Here is a 20,180-nt window from a genome sequence, read left to right as displayed (position 1 = left end):
TGCCTGTTTTTTGTATGTCTTAGCATAACGGGGGGATCGTGTAACGAATAAGATTAGGTGTAGCTTTGACGTTGTAGGTATTTCCATGTAACGAAGAAGGGCATTTCCTTACAATTTACTGGTTGTGCGATTGACTGCTTGACTCAATGCATCATCGAGTACATGGGCGTATTGCATCGTCGTATCTATTTTGGAATGTCCTAATTGAGCTTGAAGCTGATGAGGATCAGGGTTTAAGCGCAAAAATTGGGTAGCAAAGCTATGACGTAATTTATGTACAGAGATGTCTGGCATTCCGAATGCACTTCCATATTTTTTTACTAATTTTTGAACGGAACGTAGATCGATGCGGTGTCCGATTGGGTTCGTAGGCGATACCGTGAGAAATAAAGCGTCCTCATGAGCAGGCGGCTGATACTTTTGGCGTGTATTCAAATAACGAAGCAAATATTCCTTACCCCAATCACTGAAGAATGGAGCATCCTCTTTTTTGCCTTTTCGAATCATTAAGACCTGATTTTTTTCCAAGACCACATTTTGAAGGTTCAAATTAACAATTTCAGAGACACGAAATCCGCCAGAAAGGATTAGTGCGATAATGGCTACATCGCGATCCCGATTTCGATAGTGAAAATGTAGCTTTTTCTTAGTATCACAAAAATCTAAGTAGCCATAATATACAAAATCGACAAACTTTTGGATTTGGTCATCTATTAAAATCTTAGAGCGGATAGCGTTTGCACGTGCAAGCGGTGTAACCTCTTCTACATGTAACTCAATTTTTGCCATGACGTTTCGCTTCAAGTAAGATTCGCCGTGTTCATCCTCTGAGAGGGCAGATAAATAGTAAAACAGGGATTTTAAACTAGACAGCTTGCGAGATATTGTCAAATCACTGTATTCTTTTTTTGCACTTTTAGTGGGTTTTGTTAATAGCAGCGAACGCTCAAATAAGTGAGAGTCCTGTAAGTAGAGAAGATAGGCTTCGACGGTTTCTTTGCGTAGTCCCTCTAATTCATCGAGTGTAATTTCGCTCATTTCCTGGGCGGTGGAAAGGCCCTCTGCCATTAGCCAACGAAAAAAGAACTCAAAATCACGTAGGTAGCCGAGTAAAGTGGAGACCGAAGCGCGCTTTGATCTTTTGTGATCCACATATTTTTCAACAAACCAAGGAAAAGAAGGGATTTTCTCAAGGAGTTGCAAGGAATCCCGTTGTTTTGTAATAGACATGAGAATGACCACCATCCTTTGCTCAACTTCGTCTATTAAAATAAATACATATAAACATGTTATCAAAATGACTTTATACTGGTACAATGATATATCTGTAAGGGATGTAGATAGCTTACTTAAGTATAGAACATTCGTTCTTATGAAACAAGCTAAATATGGTTAATTGTGTTAGCCGCTACGCCTGGTTGTCGAGGTCTAGTTATGAGTTTCCCAGTAATAGTTACGTTACTAGGAATGCGGTAACAGTCTGAGCTGATGCTCTGTTATACAAGAATAGGAGTGTAATTATGAGAGGGAAAAACATATAAAAGAGGCAGTTTTGCATGAAATCTAGGTTGTTTTTCTGCCAATTTATGAGTCGAGTTTTAATTTAACTCGTAGGCATTTTGTATCTTGCTCTTTTGATAGAAACATTGTATGCTAGGTGACAAGACTACATTTAGTGTCTCATATGAATGTTATATACTACATACTGATAAAAAGTTACTTTACCGCCGAGAATTAGGTGTCATTTTGCGACTTAATAGGGAATCTGGTGAAATTCCAGAGCTGTCCCCGCAACTGTAAGTGTGGATGAAATGAGCAAAACCACTGTATAAGCATGTCTCAGGCGACTTATATGGGAAGGGCTCAAAGTAAAGTGAAACACAAGTCAGTAGACCTGCCCATTCTCTTAGTTTCGCATCTTCGGGGAGTGGGAAGTTGAAACGGTACGGGGATTAAATAGTAGCGGCTATTTGCTTTGCTATTTTTTCTTTGTTGTGCCGTTTTAAAGCTCACCCATGAAGGGATGAGCTTTTTATGTTGGCAAAAAGCGGCATTTATCAGCAGTCAGCTTGGCTACCATCTTATGTCCTTTATACATGAAAGGGGGGTGTATCGATGCTGATCGTATATGATTCCAAAACAGGAAATGTGAAACGCTTTGTCCAAAAACTAGATTTTCGCTGTATACAAATTTCCGATGATATCGTCATAAACGAACCTTTCATTCTGATTACATATACAACGGGATTTGGACAAGTTCCTGAAACGACACGACAATTTCTAACGCAACACTCTCAATGGATGAAGGGAGTTGCAACTAGCGGGAACATGAATTGGGGGACTCGCTACGGACTTGCAGCTGACCAGATAGCCGAACAATACAATGTACCATTGGTCATGAAATTTGAATTGAGCGGTACCAAACGAGATGTAGAAACTTTTAAGCAGGAGGTATTTCACTTTGTCCACGCAACTACCACAATGGATCACGTTGAACAACGAAATTATGGTGAAGAAAGACGGGAAATTTCAGTTTCATAAAGATTTAGAGGCAGCGAAGAGCTATTTCGTTGATTTCGTAAATCAGAATACGGTCTTTTTCCATAACTTACGTGAGAAGATTAACTATTTAATTGAAAATGACTACTACGAAGCTGAAGTGTTTGAAGGCTATGAATTTGCCGATATTGAACGGGTCTATCGCTATGTCTATGATAAAAAATTCCGCTTCCCATCCTTCATGAGTGCATTCAAGTTTTATAATAATTATGCGATGAAAACGAACGATGGAAGCAAATTCCTTGAACGTTATGAGGATCGAATTGCTGTTGTTTCCTTGTTCCTAGCAAAAGGGGATAGCGAAAAAGCATTGCAATATGCAGACCTGTTAATCTCACAAGAATATCAGCCTGCTACTCCTACCTTTTTGAATGCAGGTAAAAAACGTCGCGGGGAGCTAGTTAGCTGTTTCTTGCTTGAGGTAGATGATTCAATGAATTCGATTGGGTTCTCTATTAATTCCGCTTTGCAACTAAGTAAAATTGGCGGCGGTGTAAGCTTGAACCTGAGCAAAATCCGTGCCGCTGGCGAGCAAATCAAAGGACTAGATGGTAAAGCTAGTGGGGTTCTTCCTGTAATGAAGCTGTTTGAGGATGCGTTCTCATATGCAAATCAGCTCGGTCAACGCGATGGTAGTGGGGTTGTTTATCTCAATATTTTCCATGCCGACATTCAAGAATTCTTAGATACCAAAAAAATAAACAGCGATGAGAAAATCAGAATTAAAACCTTATCACTTGGCGTTGTTACACCTAATAAATTCTTTGAGCTAGTAGAAAAAGATAAAGACATGTACTTATTCTATCCTCATACTGTGTTCAAAGAGTACGGGCAGCACTTAGACGATATGGACATCACCAGCATGTATGACGAGCTGGTCAATAACCCGCGTGTACGTAAGAAAAAAATCGGCGCACGTGATCTGATCATGAAATTAGCTCAAATCCAGATGGAATCTGGTTACCCATATATTATGTATGTTGATAATGTTAATGAATATCACGCATTAAAAGAGATTGGCCGAGTTAAATTTTCTAATCTCTGCAGTGAAATCGCTCAGCTTAGTGAAGTTTCCACCATTAATGATTATGGGGTGGAAGATGTTATTAACCGCGATATCTCGTGCAACCTTGGCTCGCTTAACATTGTAAATGTAATGGCGAATAAGAGAATGCGAGACACGATTCATCTAGCAATGGATGCTCTGACAGAGGTGAGTGACCGTACAAATATTTCGATCGTTCCATCTGTGGCAAAGGCAAACCGAGAGCTTCATTCTGTTGGCTTGGGAGCTATGAATCTACACGGATACTTGGCTAAAAATAAGATTCCTTATGAGTCAAAAGAAGCGATTGACTTCTCGCGTACATTCTTTATGATCTTAAATTTTTATTCATTAGAACGTTCTATGCTAATTGCAAAAGAGCGAGGAATTACTTTCCAAGATTTTGAGCACAGTGAATATGCATCCGGTAGCTATTTCGAACGTTATCAGCAGCACGATTATTCACCAAAAACCGAAAAGGTTCAGCAATTGTTCGAAGGTCACCATATTCCTACGAAGGAAGATTGGGCTCGCTTGCAGGATGAGGTACAAACCCACGGACTTTACCATGCCTATCGTTTGGCGATTGCTCCAACGGGCTCGATCTCTTATCTACAGTCCTCTACGGCATCTATTGCACCTATTACACAGCGTATCGAGGAACGCGAATATGGTGATTCCAAAACGATTTATCCGATGCCGTTCTTAGATGATGACAATTTCTTCTACTACAAAGAAGCATATGACATGAACATGTTTAATGTGATTGATCTGGTAGCAGAAGTTCAGGTGCATATCGACCAGGCGATTTCTACTATTCTATATGTAAAAGATGACGCAACCACACGGGATTTGGCTATGTATTATATCTATGCTCAGAAAAAGGGCTTAAAGACGCTGTATTATACCCGTACAAAGAAAAAAACCATTGAGGAATGCGTTAGTTGCAGCGTATAAGAGAGGAGCATCGCAATGTCTAAATTTGAAGCAGTCAACTGGAATGAACCGGAAACCCAGTATACCGAGATGCTATGGACGCAAAATACATCTCAGTTCTGGCTAGATACAGAGATTCCAATTTCGAAGGATTTAAAGTCATGGACGAATCTAACGGACAATGAACGAGATACGTACATGAAGGTATTAGGTGGGCTAACCTTGCTTGATACAGAACAAGGAAATGTTGGCATGCCCATGATTGCCCAGCATGTTAAAGAGAAGCAAAAGAAAGCAATTCTAATTTTCCAGGCAGCGATGGAAGAGATCCATGCGAAGAGCTACAGCACTATTTTTACAACAGTAGCAAGTTCTGAGCGGATTCATGAAATTTTCCAGTGGGTAAAAGAAGATAAACATCTGCAGTATAAAACAGAAGTTATTGATGAAATCTACAGAGGTATCAAAGATGGCGACGATATGAGCCTATATAAAGCGATGGTAGCTTCCGTATTTTTGGAGAGCTTCCTGTTTTATTCCGGATTCTTCTATCCACTATTTTTAGCAGGTCAAGGGAAAATGGTAGCAAGCGGTGAAATTATCAAGCTAATTATCCGTGATGAAAGTGTGCATGGTGTATTTGTCGGCTTACTAGCCCAAGAGGTTTTTGCTAGATTAACAGAGGCTGAGCAGGAGCAAGCAACAGTGTTTGTTGATGAACTTCTCCAAGCTCTATACAAAAATGAATTAGAATATACCGAGACACTCTATGATTCCATTGGTTTAACACATGAAGTGAAAAAGTATATTCGTTATAATGCAAATAAAGCGCTAATGAACCTAGGGCTCGAACCGATTTTTGATGAGGAAGAAGTTCACCCTGTTGTATTAAACGGGATTCGTACAGAAACGAGTACACATGACTTCTTTTCCACAAAAGGAAGCGGTTATCAAAAAGGGAAAGTGGAGCCGCTCCATGATCAAGACTTTGATTTCTTGAACGAGCGCGTAAAGGATACCTCATTCTAATAAGAGATGCTAATAGCGGCCAGCGAGCCTTGCATACAAGCGACAACCAAATTATGTAGTTTGTAAAAGGAAAGCTAACGAAAAGGACCGTGGTTGGGATAAAGCCCAGCTACGGTCCTTTTGTATAATTTGGAAGTGTAAATAGATTGAAAATTCGGTTGAATGTACAAGCTGTATGCGATATATTACATATTGAATAAGGAGGGAAGACATGCCAATTCCTAGTAATTACGTAGCACCTATTCGAGTGTCAGCCAAAGACCATGCCTTCTCTCACATTCAAAGATGGATCATAGATGGGACACTAGAGCCAGGAGAAAAATTGGTGGACAATCAACTGGCGGAAGCATTAAACGTGAGTAGAACACCTGTAAGAGAAGCTCTTCAATTACTTGAAGTACAGGGATTGGTCCATATGCAACCAGGGAAAGAGACGAGAGTGACCAGTCTTGAGAAGGAAGATATCTTAAAAATTTATCCCACACTTGCAACATTACATGCACTGGCAGCCGAATTTGCTTCTGTGCACATCTTGCCTCAGCATATCGAACAATTGCAAGAATGGAACGAAAAATTTGCAGGAGCGATTGCCAGAGAACAGCCTTTCCAAGCGATGGAGTATGACGAGCAATTCCATAATCTAATAACAGATGTTGCCGATAATCCGTATTTGAGCAAGTTTCATGTTTCTTTGCAAAATCATATTCGTCGTTTTAAATATGTATTTTTGAAGCAGCCGTGTGAAATGAATCAGGCTTCCATTCATGAACATGAGGACATTATTCTTGCGATACAAACTGGGGATAAAGAAAAGCTTGAAACAAGTATTAAGCAAAATATACTCAGGCCTATGCGAGAAATATATGCACTTATGTAGCAAATATAGATAGAGAAATCACAGGGGGGCTTTATGATGGGATTTGTGGAGAGAGTCAGTTCGTTTGCAGGCAAGACATTTACCGTGTGGGTTCTGTTATTTTCTGTAATTGCTTATATATTTCCTAAGCATTTTACATGGATTGGGGCTTATATAATACCATTGCTTGGCATCGTGATGTTCGGTATGGGCTTAACGATTTCAGCGTCAGATTTTAAAGAGGTATTTCGCCGTCCAAAAGATGTGACGTTAGGTGTCATTGGCCATTATCTTGTGATGCCGCTATTGGCATTTATCTTAGCTTATGTCTTAGATTTGCCACCAGAAATTGCAGTTGGTGTTATTCTGGTAGGGTGCTGTCCAAGCGGTACTGCTTCTAATGTGATGGTATTTTTATCAAAAGGAGATGTAGCTCTTGCTGTAGCGATCGCTTCTGTATCTACGCTACTTGCACCTATTGTTACACCGTTTTTAATTTTGCTACTTGCAAGTAAATGGGTCGATATAAATATCTGGTCCTTATTTTATTCCATCATTCAGGTGGTTATCATTCCACTCATTCTAGGGCTCTTGGTGAAAAAGTGTTTTGCAAGACAGGCAGCCGCAAGCGTGAAAGCATTACCGCTAGTATCGGTAGTTGCCATAGTGATGATTATCTGCGGTGTAGTAGCTGGGAATCAGGAGAAACTAGCTTCAGCGGGATTGATGATTTTTGCTGTTGTCGTCCTTCATAATGTACTTGGTTTTCTGCTGGGCTTCCTGTTTGCCCGTCTTTGCGGAATGGATCTAGCCAAACAAAAGGCTGTCGCTATGGAGGTAGGTATGCAGAACTCTGGGCTGGGAGTCGCAATTGCAACCGCACATTTTTCTCCTTTAGCAGCAGTACCAAGTGCTATTTTTAGTGTTTGGCATAATATTTCAGGGTCCGTATTGGCGTCTATTTTTAGTAGAATGAGAGAAAAGTATGAAGAGGATATGGACCAAATGACATAAGAGAAAAGAAGAGCCGATTGTTACCTCAAAAAGGATCGATCAGGCTCTTTTTTTGTTATTTTTCAATTGATGGTGAAGAGAGGGGGAGAGATAGATCGATCTTTTGGAGTTTATCAGGGTTTACCACATAAAACAACTGGCGGATTTTATGCGTACTTGGATGCCAAACAAAACTAAATACCCCGATTGGCTTGTCATCCTTTACAATCAGAATGCCTTTTTGATTATTTACATGTACGACGTGTGCTGTTTTTAGGACATAGACTGCTCGCTCCATTGCAGACAATTCTTCCATTAACCTAAGAAGGGCATAACTGAGAGAATCATCTTGGATCACTTTTTCAGAAGGGTCTAGGATTTGTCCATGGATAATGGGCTCAGGTAACCAAGCACCTTGGTAAGCTTCTCTTTTTTTTCTAGCTGATTTCATTTCATTTATGCAACGATTTGTCACCATTTTGCTTAAATAAGATTTTGCATTGGTAATATATGAAATGTCGGTTCGTTGTAATTGAAGAAAGGTATCTTGAACAATATCCTCAGCATCAGTTAAAGAACCAAGCATCCGATACGCGATAGAAAGTAAATAGGGCTTAAAGGATAAATAAAATTCTTCTACCATTCCGTTATGTAAGTGTGAATGATACTCCACAAAAACCCCTCCTATGCTGAAAAATACCCTAGATACATGATCCAGGGTACCTCTTTATACATAAAGGTATTTATTTTAAAGCTTTTTTGAAACCCTCATGCCAAGTTGGATGAAGAGGTGTCCAGTCATAATGCGTACGTGCTTTAGCATTTGATGCACCGCGTTCGCCGCGATTGCTCTCTTCTAGGATTGTGGGCTGAGGTGCGCCTATTATAGAGGCATAAGCGGGGAGCCACACAGATCCTGCAGCTGGTTCGTCATCCACTATATTAACTGGACCAGATGGACAATCAAGTGCTAGGAAAGCCGCTCTAGCCGCATCTTCAACATGAAGGAAGGAGCTTATTCCCTCAGTTCCCATCATTTCCTTTTTAAGTACCCGCTCGGGAATCACTCCATCTACATCATACATTCCCATTTATAAAGAATAAAATGGAAACTTGTGAGGCAGACTTCACTCATATGAACAATCGTGAGGGTGAACAGAATGCCAGAACAGTACGGTAAAGTAAGTGAACAGCTGTCAGATAATACTCAACGGCTGAAATCCATTTTCTCTGACGCTCCTGATCTGGTCTACCGGAGTATCGAGTCGCCGCACGCAGATGAAACTATGCTCGTCTATTTCGAAGGCTTAATCGATATGAACTCAATCAATAATGATGTCCTTCGTCCGCTTATCGAATCACTGTCAATGACGGAGGGCTCCCTTCCTATTAGCGTGGGCAAAATCGAAACAGAGTCCGATATGGAACAAATTGAAAAGCTACTCCTTGATGGCAAGAGTGTGCTGTTTCTTTCTGGTTCTACGGAAGCTTACATCCTTGATACAAGCGGATGGCCACAGCGATCGATTGCCGACCCATCGATCGAAACGTCTATTCTAGGCTCACATCAGGGATTCGTCGAAACGGGCTCACAGAATATCGCCCTAATTCGGCGTTATATTCCTAACCGTGAACTTAAAATTAAGCAGGTTAAAGCAGGGGCGCGTTGCCCGGTTAACCTATCTATTATGTATCTACAGGATGTGGCTGCTCCAGAGGTTTTACAGGAGCTTGTTCAACGCATCGAAGGACTGGATATCGACTGCATTATCAATACAGGCGAACTGATAGAGCTGATCGAGGATAGTGCATTTTCTCCGTTCCCTCAGCTATTGGTGACAGAGCGAGCTGACTCTGCTGCTTCTCATATTTTGCAAGGCCGATATGTCGTCATTGTTGACCGTTCGCCGAGTGTGCTTGTCGGACCGGTGTCGTTTGTATCATTCTTTCAAAGCGTAGATGATTATAACATGCGGTGGATCTATGCTTCCTTCATTCGCTTGCTCCGTTTCTTTGCTTTTTTTGTCGCCCTATTTTTACCTGCGATCTACATATCTTTCATTACTTTTAATTATGAGGTCATTCCTATTAAGTTAATCCTGTCAGTCGCAGAATCCAGAGAAAGAGTTCCGTTCCATCCGCTTCTAGAGGCATTCATTATGGAAGTAACACTGGAAATGATGCGAGAGGCAGGAATTCGGCTACCGGCTCCGATCGGACAGACCGTCGGACTTGTTGGCGGTATAATTATCGGGCAGACAGCCGTACAGGCGGGAATTGTCAGCAACATCATGGTTATCGTTGTTGCCTCTACGGCAATTGCATCCTTCATTATGCCTAATTATGATATGGGAACTGCGATTCGCTTCCTGCGTTTTCCGATGATGCTGACTGCTTTTTTATATGGCTTTATTGGCATTGTAAGCGGTGGCATGCTTCTTGTCTCTCATTTGACTTCGCTAACATCACTTGGAGTCTCATATGGTAGCCCGTTAGCTCCTATCCGTTTTCCCGATCTGAAGGATACATTCGTACGCTTTCCATTGTGGTTGATGAGAAGACGTCCAGCTGGATCTCACCCTAAACAGCTTCGACGGCAAGCTAATAATAAGCCGGGAGGAGGCAATTCATCTTGAGTGGACATAGGAAATACCGCATCAGCTTTATGCAGTACACCTTGTTGATTCACGGTATTCAAGTGGCAACCAGCGTCCTGTCCTTGCCACGTCAGCTTGCGGAGATAGCCTCCACGGATGGCTGGATTGCGCTGGTGCTGTCTTGGCTGGTTAATCTGATATTAAGCATCATTATGGTGGCTGTAATGGCGCAATACCCGGAAGATACTTTTTTTCAATTGTTGGAACGACTCTTTGGCAAAATCATCAGCAAGCTACTTATTGCGCTGATTACTTTACATTTCGCATTTTCGGCATGGTCAACATTTGTCTCAACTTTGCTGTATATAAAGGCATGGTTCTTGCCCATGACGCCGATCCCGTTTATTATGCTCGTGATCGTTATTCCTGCCTACATAACAGCGAGGAAGCATATTCTTGCTATTGCTAGATATTGTGAGGTTGTGTTCTTCCTAACAATATGGATGGCTCCTGTATTGCTGATACCACTGCGTGAGGGATATTTCATTCATCTGCTTCCTGTTATCAAGGAAGGCTGGGAACCGATCCTGCAGGCGATGCCGACAACGACGAAAGCCTATCTTGGATTTGAGATTTTATTCATCATCTATCCGTATCTTCGCCGCAAGGATCTGGCAGTTCACGGGATCGTGCTGGGCAATACCTTGACAATGCTTATTTATGTGTTCAGTACACTTGTTTGCTTTATTTTTTTCAGTCCAGAGGAGATTCTGGATTACAATCAACCTGTTTTGAACCTGCTGAAGCTCATCGAATTCCGCTTCTTGGAGAGATTTGACATCATTTTCCTGGCGATCTATCTATTTGTTATTTCGACATCGTTAATTCCATTTATCTATTGCGCCTCCGTCAGCGGAGCAAGTCTATTTGGTACAAAAAACCACGGCCCGTATGCACTTGCGATCTGCATCGGAACAGTTTTGATTGCCTCGTGGCTGAAGCCATCTTGGATTGAATCGTTGCGCTGGAATCAGTGGGCAAGCTATCTCGGCCTGATCGTTTCTTATCTCCTGCCCGTTCTACTTTATCTATACATCAAGGTTTACCAGAAGTGGACACCGAGGGAGGCGAGTCGATGATGCGCCAGATATTGATAATCGTAATGATGCTGTTCGCCCTTTCTCCCATCTCGGGCTGTGGCTATACGACGATCGAGAATATGACATTGACACTGGTTATTGGGATTGATCTGGATGATGACGGGAATTTGGTATTCGGGATCTCAAGTCCGGTCTTCTCGAAAGAAGCGAAAGATAAGGAAGAAGAGTTTGAGGTTCGTGCAACTACCTTGCGACATGCACGCGAAGGCTTCGATAAGCGGGCTTTGGGCTTGACTACGGCAGGCAAAACACAGATCGTGATTATTGGAAAAAAACTGGCCAAGCAGAAGGATTGGTCGATATTGCTTGATCCATTCTATCGAGATACGAAAAGCTCGGCCACGGCGCGTGTCGTCTATTATGACGGTTCCATTGACGAAATAATACACTATACACCAAAAGACAAGCCTCGTTTACCATTGTATTTGTCAAACCTTGTGGAGACAGGTCTGTTTCGAAATGAGACGACCAAAACCACCTTACAGGAATTCCATCGCCAATTGAAGGACGATGGCATTACACCAAGCATTACGGTAATTCGCAAGGAGGAGGAGCTTGCCTTGGCCGGTACGGCGTTATTGGACAAAGATTCCCGCGTCAAAATGTTGGTTGATTCAGATGAAGGCAAGCTGATCTATATCTTGCGAAAAAAAACAAGGGGAGAATTTCCTTTTTCGTTACACCTACCGAATGCTCCAGGACAAGCCGTTGATAAAGTGGACACGAAACGAATTAGCGTCAATCTCCAAAGCATCAAGACAACAACGCAAGCTCGATATGAAAGGGACCGCTTCATATTTGATGTGAATGTTCATTCCACTGCTACTATTTCAGAGCGTCTATTCCCATTCAATGTGATGGAATCACCAGAGGAATTGGAGAAAATGATTGAAGAAAATCTGGAACAAAAATTCTCTAAAATGATTCGCAAACTGCAAAAAGCGAAAATTGATCCAGCCGGATTCGGTATGTACGCACGAGCGTATACCTATCCCCAATGGAGAAAGGTGAAAGAGAACTGGCTGGACAACTTCCAGAAATCAAGAGTAAATATTAAGGTGAATGTAAAAATCATTGGTATGGGGTCTGTCAAATGAGCAACGCTAGATTCTATAAATAATCGTACTGTCGATGATTCGTTTGAATACTATTAGGGGGCCGTATGTAATGGCAGGGGGACAAGCGGGAATTTGCTCCTATAAGTTGGAGTGGAACAATAAACCGCTGAGCTAATCAATGTCTATGAAAATGGAAGAGTCCAGACTAGCTACTATAAAGAAAAAGAAGCTCTTTTTTTGAAGAGGGCTTCTTTTTTTATCCTTTTAAGTGAGTGACTAGGGTGATTGCCTATTGAATAAAGGTAGATACGTTATGGATTGTTTTAGCACCTCTCATGAGCAGAAAGAGTAACATTCAAGACGATTGATGATTGTAACCCTAATGAATTTTGTATTATTCTAAATTTTCATTTCACTAGTAGATAACTAATGCGTGAAATGTTTTTACAAAAATGAAAAAATATTGAAAATAGTAAATAATTCATAGATCATTTTACAAATATGTGATATTTTGGTATCGAACTAATTCATTCCATATGAAAGGAAGATAAAAAATGAAAAATTAGTCTCAGTAGTTTGTCTATCTGTTTTTACACTCTGCTTCCCCATGGCATCACTTGCTGCACCTATCGAAGTTCAAGAAAAAGTGGCAGCCTTTCCTGAAAAAATTGGTATTTCATACGATGATGGGTATAAAAATACTGTCATTATAGAAACCGATTCAGAAGCGGATTCTGACACTGATGCCAATATTAGTATCGCACTGTACGGGTATAAATATCGTACCGATGCTATAGCACTTCAAGGTATTTTCGAAGCGGGAGATAAGGAAACGTTTTATCTATTTACAGAGAAACCAATGGATGGAAAGGGGTATGGATTATCTTGGGAGAAAGACGAATGGAAGCCAGCTTGGAAAATCAAGTCTGTCACTATTAATGGCACGTACTACAAGATAGATGAATGGATGGGTTTAAAAGGTTCACACGATTCGATTACAAGATAAATGCATGGATGAGTGTAAATGATAAAGGACAAGAGTTGATTGTAAGATTGAGTATGTAGCGAAGTAATATTACCGTCCTGGTTCTTAAAGGGTGCCCTTCTGTCAGAGTATACTTTCTAATCATAATTTTTCAGTCCCATTTCTTATATGAAAAGTTTATGGATACGAGGATCGTACTAAAGACAAGTAAAGTAGAGAATTTTTGTTTTTTGTGGAGTATAAATATGCACGCATCATAGAATATCTTGTTGTTGTTTATGACATAATTAAGATAAAGTATTTAAATTTATAATATTTTAAATAATCTAAATTAAATAAATAGTTTATTGGAAAATTATTGATATATTGGTAATTTAATATATAATGAACTTATGATTTTAAAAATAGAGTTAAGGAGAGTAGATGAATTTGAAAAAGCAAGCAATAGCACTGGTTACAATTCTATCACTAGTAGTTGGAGTAAGTTCTGCATATGCCAAAACGTTGCCAACAGAATCAAAAACACTATCCCGGGGCTATAGTGACAAGCATAAAGCACTCGATATTATTCCTAAGAGTGGTACAAAGGCTGGAGATAAAATTATGGCAGCCTATGATGGAAAAGTAGTTCAAGCAGGCTTCCATAGTAGTAAGACAAAGGGTGCAAGCTATGGATATCTAGTTGTCATTGATCATACTGTTGACAAAAAGAAAATCCAAACATGGTATGCTCATCTAGATAAAGAACCACTAGTTTCTACTAACGACAAGCTTAAAGAAGGTGATCAAATTGGAGTAATGGGGACTACTGGTGATTCAACAGGCGTTCATTTACATTTTGAAGTGAGAAGTGGTTCTGGTTTTAATCATTCAAATGAGCGTTTGAACCCATCTGATTATTTCCCAGAATATAAAGTAAAGAAAAGCCTTATTGGAGATTTTGAAGAAATAGAAGATCATGGTGAACTTGATTTAAGTGAAGGAACTTTTTACAGCATTGAGGAGATTAGAGAAATGACCCCTGAACAACGGGAAGAACTAGGGATTCCTCTTGAATAGTTAAAAAATGTATTTTTTGAATTTTTGTAATATAATAAGTGGTGTATAAAACTCAGGTTAGGATTAACCTGAGTTTTTCCATAACAAGAAGTAAGGAGGATAACTTTTGTGAAAAAAATGTTTTTGACGCTTTTCCTTTGCCTATCAATACCAATTAGTGGATGCGGTTCTAGTCAACCTGCTGCCAAGCCAGAAGGGAAGGACGCACAGCCTGTCCGTTCCGCAACAAATCCTACCCCTGAGTCTAAAGAGGGATTTTTAACAAAGGACAATGTTAGCTTAGTCATATCCTTATTAGAACCGTATTCCCCACCAATACTAGATGATCATGTGCTTAAAACGAAGGATGATATCTCCAAGTGGATCTGGTTTAATAAATTACAAACATGGACAGATGATCTTACTAGACTGCTTAGCTCGAACACCAAGCTGGACGAAACAGCGAAGGAAATCATTATTGCCCGACTCAATAAATACTTTGTACCAGAAGAATCGGAGGCTATTTTTGCAACCTTCTTTAGCAAGGAGTCTGATGGGACCTATGCTTCAATCCCCACAGAAAGATTCGGAAGTGGGACAGGTAGCATCGATGAAGATTTAAAAGTTATATTGGACAAAAAGGACTCTAAAATGATTGTAAGGATAACCGGCACAGAATATGATTACCTTGATCCCAAATCGAAACAGAAAAATAAGGTGGATGTAGAATTTAGTTTAGTTGAAAAGGATAATCACTTTTTAATTACTGGAATTGAACACCACTGATTCATGCAAAATCCCTTATTTAGGGAGGATAGGTATATAAATAGTGTCCCAGATTGTCTATATTTCTAATATAGAACGAAACGCCTGAATTTTTGGATTCGGGCGTTTTCTAAAGAATCAATTCAATTAGGGAAATGAATAAAGGTTCTAAGAATAGAATCTTGATTAGGAAAATTAGTAAAAATAGTCAGCGAAACCATTATACTTACATATTAATTATTACTGTAAGGCTTTGATTCATTCTGTCTTTCAATTAATAGACTACATGCTATACGCGTAAGGTCATTCATACATGGTGTTCGTTGAAAAAAGGTAAGTTATTCAACTAACGGGCAGTATCGTGCAAATCAATAGACATCAAGTAAGCGGCAGGGAACCGTTCTGTTATGTCGAGTGATTTATAGAGAAGATGTTGACAACAACTAAACCTACAAAATAGTATTGCTTTTTTGCGTAAAAGTTTAATTTTACGGAGGTCCGATATTATGGAAATTTCAAAGGGAGTAGAAATGCTTCATCTAGATTTTCATGGGAATATTATTCATCCAATTCTTTTGTGGGATCGAGAAATGGCTGTTTTAATAGACACAGGATTCCCTGGGCAAATTGAAGATTTACGCGTGGCTATGGAAAAGGTAGGAGTGTCGTTCGGCAAACTAAAAGTTGTGATTTTGACGCATCAGGATGTGGATCATATAGGCTGTCTTCCTGAGATTTTGCAGGAGTGTGGTACTAATGTTAAAGTTTATGCACACGAACTGGATAAGCCGTATATTCAGGGGGAAATACCACTTTTAAAAGACGGGCACCTTGATAATCCCCCGAAAGGCAGAGTGGACGATATCTTGATTGACGGTCAGGAACTGCCGTTTTGTGGCAGGATTCGCGTCATTCATACTCCTGGGCATACTCCCGGTCATATCAGCCTTTATTTAAGGCAAAGTAAGACTCTCATCGCCGGGGATTCGATGTACAGTGTAAATGGGATTCTCGCAGGCATTCATGTCCCGACCACACCGGATATGAATGCAGCTCGTCTCTCTTTAAAAAAGTATGTAGACCTCGACATTGCATCCGTGGTTTGTTACCACGGGGGATTAAGTAATGTAAATGTTAAAGATCAGATAGTAGGACTTAGCCAAGGATTCTAAGGATAAGGTTTCAGCGATGATCTTTGGTGAAACGATGTTGTTACGCTAACGGGTTCAATACTTGAATAGTGGTAGACAATCAACTTTTTTTCTCAACGAACACGTGGTTCAGATGCCCCTTTCGTGGGAGCTAGGCATTTTGGAGGACGTAGCCCACACGGGAGGTGTCGCAGGCTTGTACTCTCATTGCAGTAATAGGTGGCTTCAACGAATTAGTCCCTATAATTACGAGCTTATTAGCTAAACAGAGTACTGTAGTGCCTCCAAGCCATCAATGCTAGACAATATGAATTGATGAAAAGGTACAGCTTGACACACCATTGATTTCAAGGATATTATGGATACAATAAATCCGTAATTGAGGTGCGTTCATGAGATTCACGAAAGCAACAAACTATGCTCTGCACACGATGCTTGCGCTCGTTTCCGATTCTCCGGTAAAGCCGGTAGGAGTTCAGCAGTTGGCGGAAGCCCAAGGCGTCTCACCAACCTATCTTTCCAAAATTTTAACAAGGCTCGTGAAAGCAGGGATGATCGAATCAGTTTCGGGAGCCAATGGAGGATATCGGTTATCTCGCAAAAAAGACGATATTACCTTTTTGGATATTATCCATGCTATTGAAGGCACCAGTTCTTTATTTGAATGTGACTTTCTCCACGGTGACGAATGCCTGATTCAAGCTGTTATGATGGAAGCGGAACAGAAAATGGAGTCGCACCTCAAAAAAATGAAATTGTCAGACCTAGCTAAAAAGCAAACGCAGGTGTAAGCAAGTCACTTTACAATGAAAGGAGGCGAACAGTTGGCCACTTATAAAAGAGCTTTTTTTAACTTGATTATAGACATTATGAGTCTGTAATATCTAGTTATATGCAGATGAACGTTTTGCCTTACAATTTCACAATTACTTGCGTGGAATTTTTTCCACATAACTAAGATGCAGAACGTTGTTGTGACTTAAAGGCTTTTCCGGCAAAAAAATAGCAACAAGAGGGAGAACAATGAATGAGAATGAGAGGGGTTCTGGTAGAAAATCTACCTGATCGGCAAGGAGGATATGCTTGTTCGGCATTGGATACATACCGATCATCTTACCGCGGATATTTCATTACATGAAACCCTTGACAGAAGTCTTAGGCAGCGAAAAATATATCGCTAAAATAAAGGAATCACAGGAGGCTAATTACTATGGAAAGTACATGGAATGAGCGGTTTCGTTCAGAGGAATATATCTATGGAGAAGAACCGAACGTGTTTATTTATCAACAAGCCTTTCGATTAAAAGAATGCCCAAGGGTTATTGCCTTTGCAGAGGGAGAAGGTAGGAATGCTGTTTTTCTAGCAAGCAGAGGTCATGAAGTGACCGCCATTGATTATGCAGAGAGTGGTCTGCAAAAAACAAGAAAACTAGCTCAGAAGTATGCTGTTGATGTTCAGACTAAAAAAGTAGACTTGCTGGTAGATAACGTACCAAACGAGGAATATGATGCCGCAATCATGGTATTTGGACATTTTCATAAAGATGCGCAGGAAATGATCTTTCATAAAATGAAAAATGCTAGTAAGCCTGGTGGAATTATTATGCTTGAGGTGTACTCCAAGGACCAATTACATTATGGAACAGGTGGGCCCGCAGACGTTGCTATGCTGTATGAGCCACAGGAAGTTCTGTCTTGGTGTGAAGGTCATGAGGTGATTCATTTCTTCTATGGAGAACAAGAGAGAGTGGAAGGAAAATTGCACACCGGATTGGCCCATGTCATTCAGCTTGTAGTAAGAAAAAAGTAGATGAGGGGAACAAAATAGCCCTATTGCCAACTACATGTTATGGTGCAAAAGTCTCTCTAAAGTAGATGAATGGGGGATTCTCGATAAATGACTTGAATTATGATGTCAGCAGGAGTGAATCACTTTCACCAGCATAATTCGAAACGTATAATCGATGTGCTTTCATCTATGAAGGGGGAAAACGAGAGGGTCTCGACATTGTCCGAAGTAGAGGTGCATATCAGTCCTATGGGCGAGAAGACTGGATGCTGTAGCTATACGTTTACCGGGAAAGCTTGCTACTTATTCGTATCCTGCATTGCTTATAGGGAGGTGATGAGATATACGCCGGTTCATCATTGTCGGATGGGTATGAAGCACAAGTAATGGTAGAAATCGTACGGTTGCAATGCTTGAAGACTTGAAGCATGCGGCATTGAAACATTGCAGGCTATCCACTGTACCAATCCGTTGTTTAAGGTGTTATACATCTGTAAAAAAACTATGAAATGGAGGAAGCTGCAAATGACCATTTGTCATTCAATGGATCTTACCTTTAAAGAAGACATAAAGAGCGAGGGCTTTACATTGGTTAATTTTTGGGCACCTTGGTGCGGACCCTGCGACTTTTTTGGTTCTGTGCTTGAAGCGTTTGATCAGGAAGCTTGCAACGAAGTGAGGCTCCTCAAAATCAACGTAGATGAAGAAACCAATACTGCCAGTCATTTTGGAATTATGAGCATACCTACTACTATCTTGTTTAAAAATGGTGAGCCAATCGACAAAATAGATGGAATTGTTTCGGTCGAAAGATTAAAACAATTCATCGCAGATAAAAAAGATAGCACGACCTAAGTGCAAAAAATGTTCTGTGCTGGCACAAATTAATCAATATTAAACCAACATGTTTGGATTAAATAAGGTTTCTGTAAACAGAAAAACTTCTAACGAAAGCCGCCGATTTATGATGAGGCGGCTTTCGTTGCGTTATGGAGGTAAAATCTTCTTATCACGTTTGAGCAAAACAAAATGTTCAGCCATGGTGGCGACTCTTGTAATGAAGAATTTTTGGTTTACGTGTATCTAACTTTAACCACATTTGTTACATTGTGTCAGATGAACAAGTAAGTATTGGTAGAACAAGCTACATGAAAAGATGAAATACAGCATACTTTACTGGAAATTGTTTGTAATGGGATTCTTAGTAACAAAATCTCATTTGAAGAAAGCAAGGTTGGAATCATCCTTGTTACAAGTGGCATCCAGGCCGTATGGGGTTATATGGAAATAAGCTTTTATTTATATGGTACTCAGTATAAATATTAAAAATTACTGTTGATAACGGCATTATTTAATATTTCTATTTCTGGAAATCTATATTACATTTGATGGCGATGATCTAGACATCCCTAAACAAACAGCTTCAGAACTTAACTCTAAGTAGTTATGGTTAAAACATTACCGGTAATTATTCAGCATCTAAAAGATGAAAAAAGAAGTGAAGTGATAATGGATCTTGGCGAAAAATTCATGCTAAAAATAAAAAACACATGTAGATTTACGAAGAGCTACAAAGATTTACGAAGGCATATATAAATAAGAAAAGCTTTCATACGGAATTTTGGATGGGTAGTAAGTGAATAAAAATAATTCTATCAAGCACTAGTTACTAGTGAAAAGCGGTGACGAGGAAGAGTTCGACTCTGTGTTTCCTATTGTAATACAAAGTCCAAATGTGAAAACCATCATTAAAGAACAGATATTCAAGGAGATATAACTGTAATCGACGTATCATCATGAAAGGTACAAGAACAAGGTTACAGCGATCAGGACATAATCTAAAACCTGAAAAGCTTTTGATATAGACGGGGGTTTAAGCCCATTGCTAAGTTTGTATCTGTTGAATGAAAAGCCATGGGATATTTTGAAGTAGACAATGACGATGTTGTTAACCAAAAATTAAAAAAGATTGCGTTTTTCCAAATAAGAAGATACTGTCCATTTATATGGGAAACATGAGATTTCCTATCGTTTTTAATGGCTACCAGACTAGTTTTTGAGGGGAGCAAATAGGTTTATCTTCGCTTTATAAACGGAATATTCGCATGTATTTTAGCAATATTCCAAAAGTTAATCATCCCACACTCTGCTTACAGTAAAAATGTCAAAATCAGAGAGCTTTACGAATTCAAGAGTCATAGTGCAACCTATAACAAGAA

Annotated in this window: 18 protein-coding genes and 1 riboswitch; of the genes, 15 read left to right on the top strand and 3 right to left on the bottom strand. The window is 40.0% G+C overall.

Features of this window, described 5'->3' with window-relative positions:
* Window positions 1–108: 108 nt before the first annotated feature.
* Window positions 109–1,230: a tyrosine recombinase XerS gene (gene xerS, locus BRLA_RS11815; RefSeq protein WP_003337685.1), complete on the bottom strand. Its 1,122-nt coding sequence runs from the start codon at window positions 1,228–1,230 to the stop codon at window positions 109–111.
* A 489-nt stretch (window positions 1,231–1,719) separates the two neighbouring features.
* Window positions 1,720–1,916, top strand: a riboswitch (cobalamin riboswitch).
* Between the two features lie 199 nt (window positions 1,917–2,115).
* Between xerS and nrdI the strand changes: the two genes are divergently transcribed.
* The 5 genes from nrdI (at window position 2,116) to BRLA_RS11790 (ending at window position 7,439) form a co-directional block, all read left to right on the top strand.
* Window positions 2,116–2,541 (top strand): class Ib ribonucleoside-diphosphate reductase assembly flavoprotein NrdI, encoded by a 426-nt coding sequence (gene nrdI / locus BRLA_RS11810; RefSeq protein WP_003337683.1) that lies wholly within the window; start codon window positions 2,116–2,118, stop codon window positions 2,539–2,541.
* A complete protein-coding gene (nrdE, locus tag BRLA_RS11805) occupies window positions 2,507–4,561 on the top strand; it encodes a class 1b ribonucleoside-diphosphate reductase subunit alpha (protein ID WP_051876157.1) in 2,055 nt (684 codons plus the stop codon). The genes nrdI and nrdE overlap by 35 nt, the downstream gene beginning before the upstream one ends.
* 15 nt (window positions 4,562–4,576) lie before the next feature.
* Window positions 4,577–5,569, top strand: a complete 993-nt coding sequence (nrdF, locus tag BRLA_RS11800) for a class 1b ribonucleoside-diphosphate reductase subunit beta (protein ID WP_003337681.1) — start codon at window positions 4,577–4,579, stop codon at window positions 5,567–5,569.
* A gap of 211 nt (window positions 5,570–5,780) precedes the next feature.
* The gene (locus tag BRLA_RS11795) at window positions 5,781–6,446 is read left to right on the top strand and encodes a GntR family transcriptional regulator (protein ID WP_003337680.1); all 666 of its coding nucleotides are present in this window, start codon (window positions 5,781–5,783) and stop codon (window positions 6,444–6,446) included.
* 36 nt (window positions 6,447–6,482) lie between these two features.
* On the top strand, window positions 6,483–7,439 hold the full coding sequence (locus BRLA_RS11790) for a bile acid:sodium symporter family protein (RefSeq protein WP_041752157.1): 957 nt from the start codon (window positions 6,483–6,485) through the stop codon (window positions 7,437–7,439).
* A 55-nt stretch (window positions 7,440–7,494) separates the two neighbouring features.
* Here BRLA_RS11790 and BRLA_RS11785 read toward each other — a convergent pair whose 3' ends face one another.
* Window positions 7,495–8,091: a sigma factor gene (locus tag BRLA_RS11785; RefSeq protein ID WP_003337678.1), complete on the bottom strand. Its 597-nt coding sequence runs from the start codon at window positions 8,089–8,091 to the stop codon at window positions 7,495–7,497.
* Between the two features lie 70 nt (window positions 8,092–8,161).
* Window positions 8,162–8,503 carry an NAD-dependent epimerase/dehydratase family protein gene (locus tag BRLA_RS11780; RefSeq protein WP_238547441.1) on the bottom strand — a complete coding sequence of 114 codons (342 nt, stop codon included), beginning with the start codon at window positions 8,501–8,503 and terminating at the stop codon, window positions 8,162–8,164.
* A 75-nt stretch (window positions 8,504–8,578) separates the two neighbouring features.
* On the opposite strand from BRLA_RS11780, the gene BRLA_RS11775 reads away from it, so the two are divergent.
* From BRLA_RS11775 to trxA, 10 genes are all read left to right on the top strand, one after another.
* Window positions 8,579–10,054 (top strand): spore germination protein, encoded by a 1,476-nt coding sequence (locus BRLA_RS11775; protein WP_003337676.1) that lies wholly within the window; start codon window positions 8,579–8,581, stop codon window positions 10,052–10,054.
* Window positions 10,051–11,154 carry a GerAB/ArcD/ProY family transporter gene (locus BRLA_RS11770; protein WP_003337675.1) on the top strand — a complete coding sequence of 368 codons (1,104 nt, stop codon included), beginning with the start codon at window positions 10,051–10,053 and terminating at the stop codon, window positions 11,152–11,154. Before BRLA_RS11775 ends, BRLA_RS11770 begins: the two co-directional genes overlap by 4 nt.
* Window positions 11,151–12,272: a Ger(x)C family spore germination protein gene (locus BRLA_RS11765; RefSeq protein WP_003337674.1), complete on the top strand. Its 1,122-nt coding sequence runs from the start codon at window positions 11,151–11,153 to the stop codon at window positions 12,270–12,272. The genes BRLA_RS11770 and BRLA_RS11765 overlap by 4 nt, the downstream gene beginning before the upstream one ends.
* Window positions 12,273–12,840: 568 nt before the next feature.
* Entirely contained in the window at window positions 12,841–13,239 is a 399-nt protein-coding gene (locus BRLA_RS11760) for a PLAT/LH2 domain-containing protein (RefSeq protein WP_003337673.1), read from the top strand.
* A gap of 402 nt (window positions 13,240–13,641) precedes the next feature.
* Window positions 13,642–14,277 (top strand): M23 family metallopeptidase, encoded by a 636-nt coding sequence (locus BRLA_RS11755; protein ID WP_003337672.1) that lies wholly within the window; start codon window positions 13,642–13,644, stop codon window positions 14,275–14,277.
* A 117-nt stretch (window positions 14,278–14,394) separates the two neighbouring features.
* The gene (locus BRLA_RS11750; protein WP_238547471.1) at window positions 14,395–15,042 is read left to right on the top strand and encodes a hypothetical protein; all 648 of its coding nucleotides are present in this window, start codon (window positions 14,395–14,397) and stop codon (window positions 15,040–15,042) included.
* Between the two features lie 485 nt (window positions 15,043–15,527).
* Window positions 15,528–16,193, top strand: a complete 666-nt coding sequence (locus BRLA_RS11745; RefSeq protein WP_003337669.1) for an MBL fold metallo-hydrolase — start codon at window positions 15,528–15,530, stop codon at window positions 16,191–16,193.
* 371 nt (window positions 16,194–16,564) lie between these two features.
* A complete protein-coding gene (locus tag BRLA_RS11740) occupies window positions 16,565–16,963 on the top strand; it encodes an Rrf2 family transcriptional regulator (RefSeq protein ID WP_003337668.1) in 399 nt (132 codons plus the stop codon).
* Between the two features lie 419 nt (window positions 16,964–17,382).
* Window positions 17,383–17,982: a class I SAM-dependent methyltransferase gene (locus BRLA_RS11735; protein ID WP_003337666.1), complete on the top strand. Its 600-nt coding sequence runs from the start codon at window positions 17,383–17,385 to the stop codon at window positions 17,980–17,982.
* A 504-nt stretch (window positions 17,983–18,486) separates the two neighbouring features.
* The gene (trxA, locus tag BRLA_RS11730; RefSeq protein WP_041752154.1) at window positions 18,487–18,816 is read left to right on the top strand and encodes a thioredoxin; all 330 of its coding nucleotides are present in this window, start codon (window positions 18,487–18,489) and stop codon (window positions 18,814–18,816) included.
* Window positions 18,817–20,180: the final 1,364 nt, after the last annotated feature.

It is taken from the genome of Brevibacillus laterosporus LMG 15441, from assembly GCF_000219535.2.
Taxonomy (GTDB): Bacteria; Bacillota; Bacilli; order Brevibacillales; family Brevibacillaceae; genus Brevibacillus_B; species Brevibacillus_B halotolerans.
The sequence above is the reverse complement of the archived record's forward strand: the minus strand, read 5'-3'. Positions and strand labels throughout refer to the sequence as shown.

Excerpts from the sequence above, each read along its gene's own strand:
- xerS (WP_003337685.1), bottom strand. The coding sequence starts at position 1,230 with ATGTCTATTACAAAACAACGGGATTCCTTGCAACTCCTTGAGAAAATC.
- nrdI (WP_003337683.1), top strand. The coding sequence starts at position 2,116 with ATGCTGATCGTATATGATTCCAAAACAGGAAATGTGAAACGCTTTGTC.
- nrdE (WP_051876157.1), top strand. The coding sequence starts at position 2,507 with ATGGTGAAGAAAGACGGGAAATTTCAGTTTCATAAAGATTTAGAGGCA.
- nrdF (WP_003337681.1), top strand. The coding sequence starts at position 4,577 with ATGTCTAAATTTGAAGCAGTCAACTGGAATGAACCGGAAACCCAGTAT.
- BRLA_RS11795 (WP_003337680.1), top strand. The coding sequence starts at position 5,781 with ATGCCAATTCCTAGTAATTACGTAGCACCTATTCGAGTGTCAGCCAAA.
- BRLA_RS11790 (WP_041752157.1), top strand. The coding sequence starts at position 6,483 with ATGGGATTTGTGGAGAGAGTCAGTTCGTTTGCAGGCAAGACATTTACC.
- BRLA_RS11780 (WP_238547441.1), bottom strand. The coding sequence starts at position 8,503 with ATGTATGATGTAGATGGAGTGATTCCCGAGCGGGTACTTAAAAAGGAA.
- BRLA_RS11775 (WP_003337676.1), top strand. The coding sequence starts at position 8,579 with ATGCCAGAACAGTACGGTAAAGTAAGTGAACAGCTGTCAGATAATACT.
- BRLA_RS11765 (WP_003337674.1), top strand. The coding sequence starts at position 11,151 with ATGATGCGCCAGATATTGATAATCGTAATGATGCTGTTCGCCCTTTCT.
- BRLA_RS11760 (WP_003337673.1), top strand. The coding sequence starts at position 12,841 with ATGGCATCACTTGCTGCACCTATCGAAGTTCAAGAAAAAGTGGCAGCC.
- BRLA_RS11755 (WP_003337672.1), top strand. The coding sequence starts at position 13,642 with ATGAATTTGAAAAAGCAAGCAATAGCACTGGTTACAATTCTATCACTA.
- BRLA_RS11750 (WP_238547471.1), top strand. The coding sequence starts at position 14,395 with ATGTTTTTGACGCTTTTCCTTTGCCTATCAATACCAATTAGTGGATGC.
- BRLA_RS11745 (WP_003337669.1), top strand. The coding sequence starts at position 15,528 with ATGGAAATTTCAAAGGGAGTAGAAATGCTTCATCTAGATTTTCATGGG.
- BRLA_RS11740 (WP_003337668.1), top strand. The coding sequence starts at position 16,565 with ATGAGATTCACGAAAGCAACAAACTATGCTCTGCACACGATGCTTGCG.
- BRLA_RS11735 (WP_003337666.1), top strand. The coding sequence starts at position 17,383 with ATGGAAAGTACATGGAATGAGCGGTTTCGTTCAGAGGAATATATCTAT.
- trxA (WP_041752154.1), top strand. The coding sequence starts at position 18,487 with ATGACCATTTGTCATTCAATGGATCTTACCTTTAAAGAAGACATAAAG.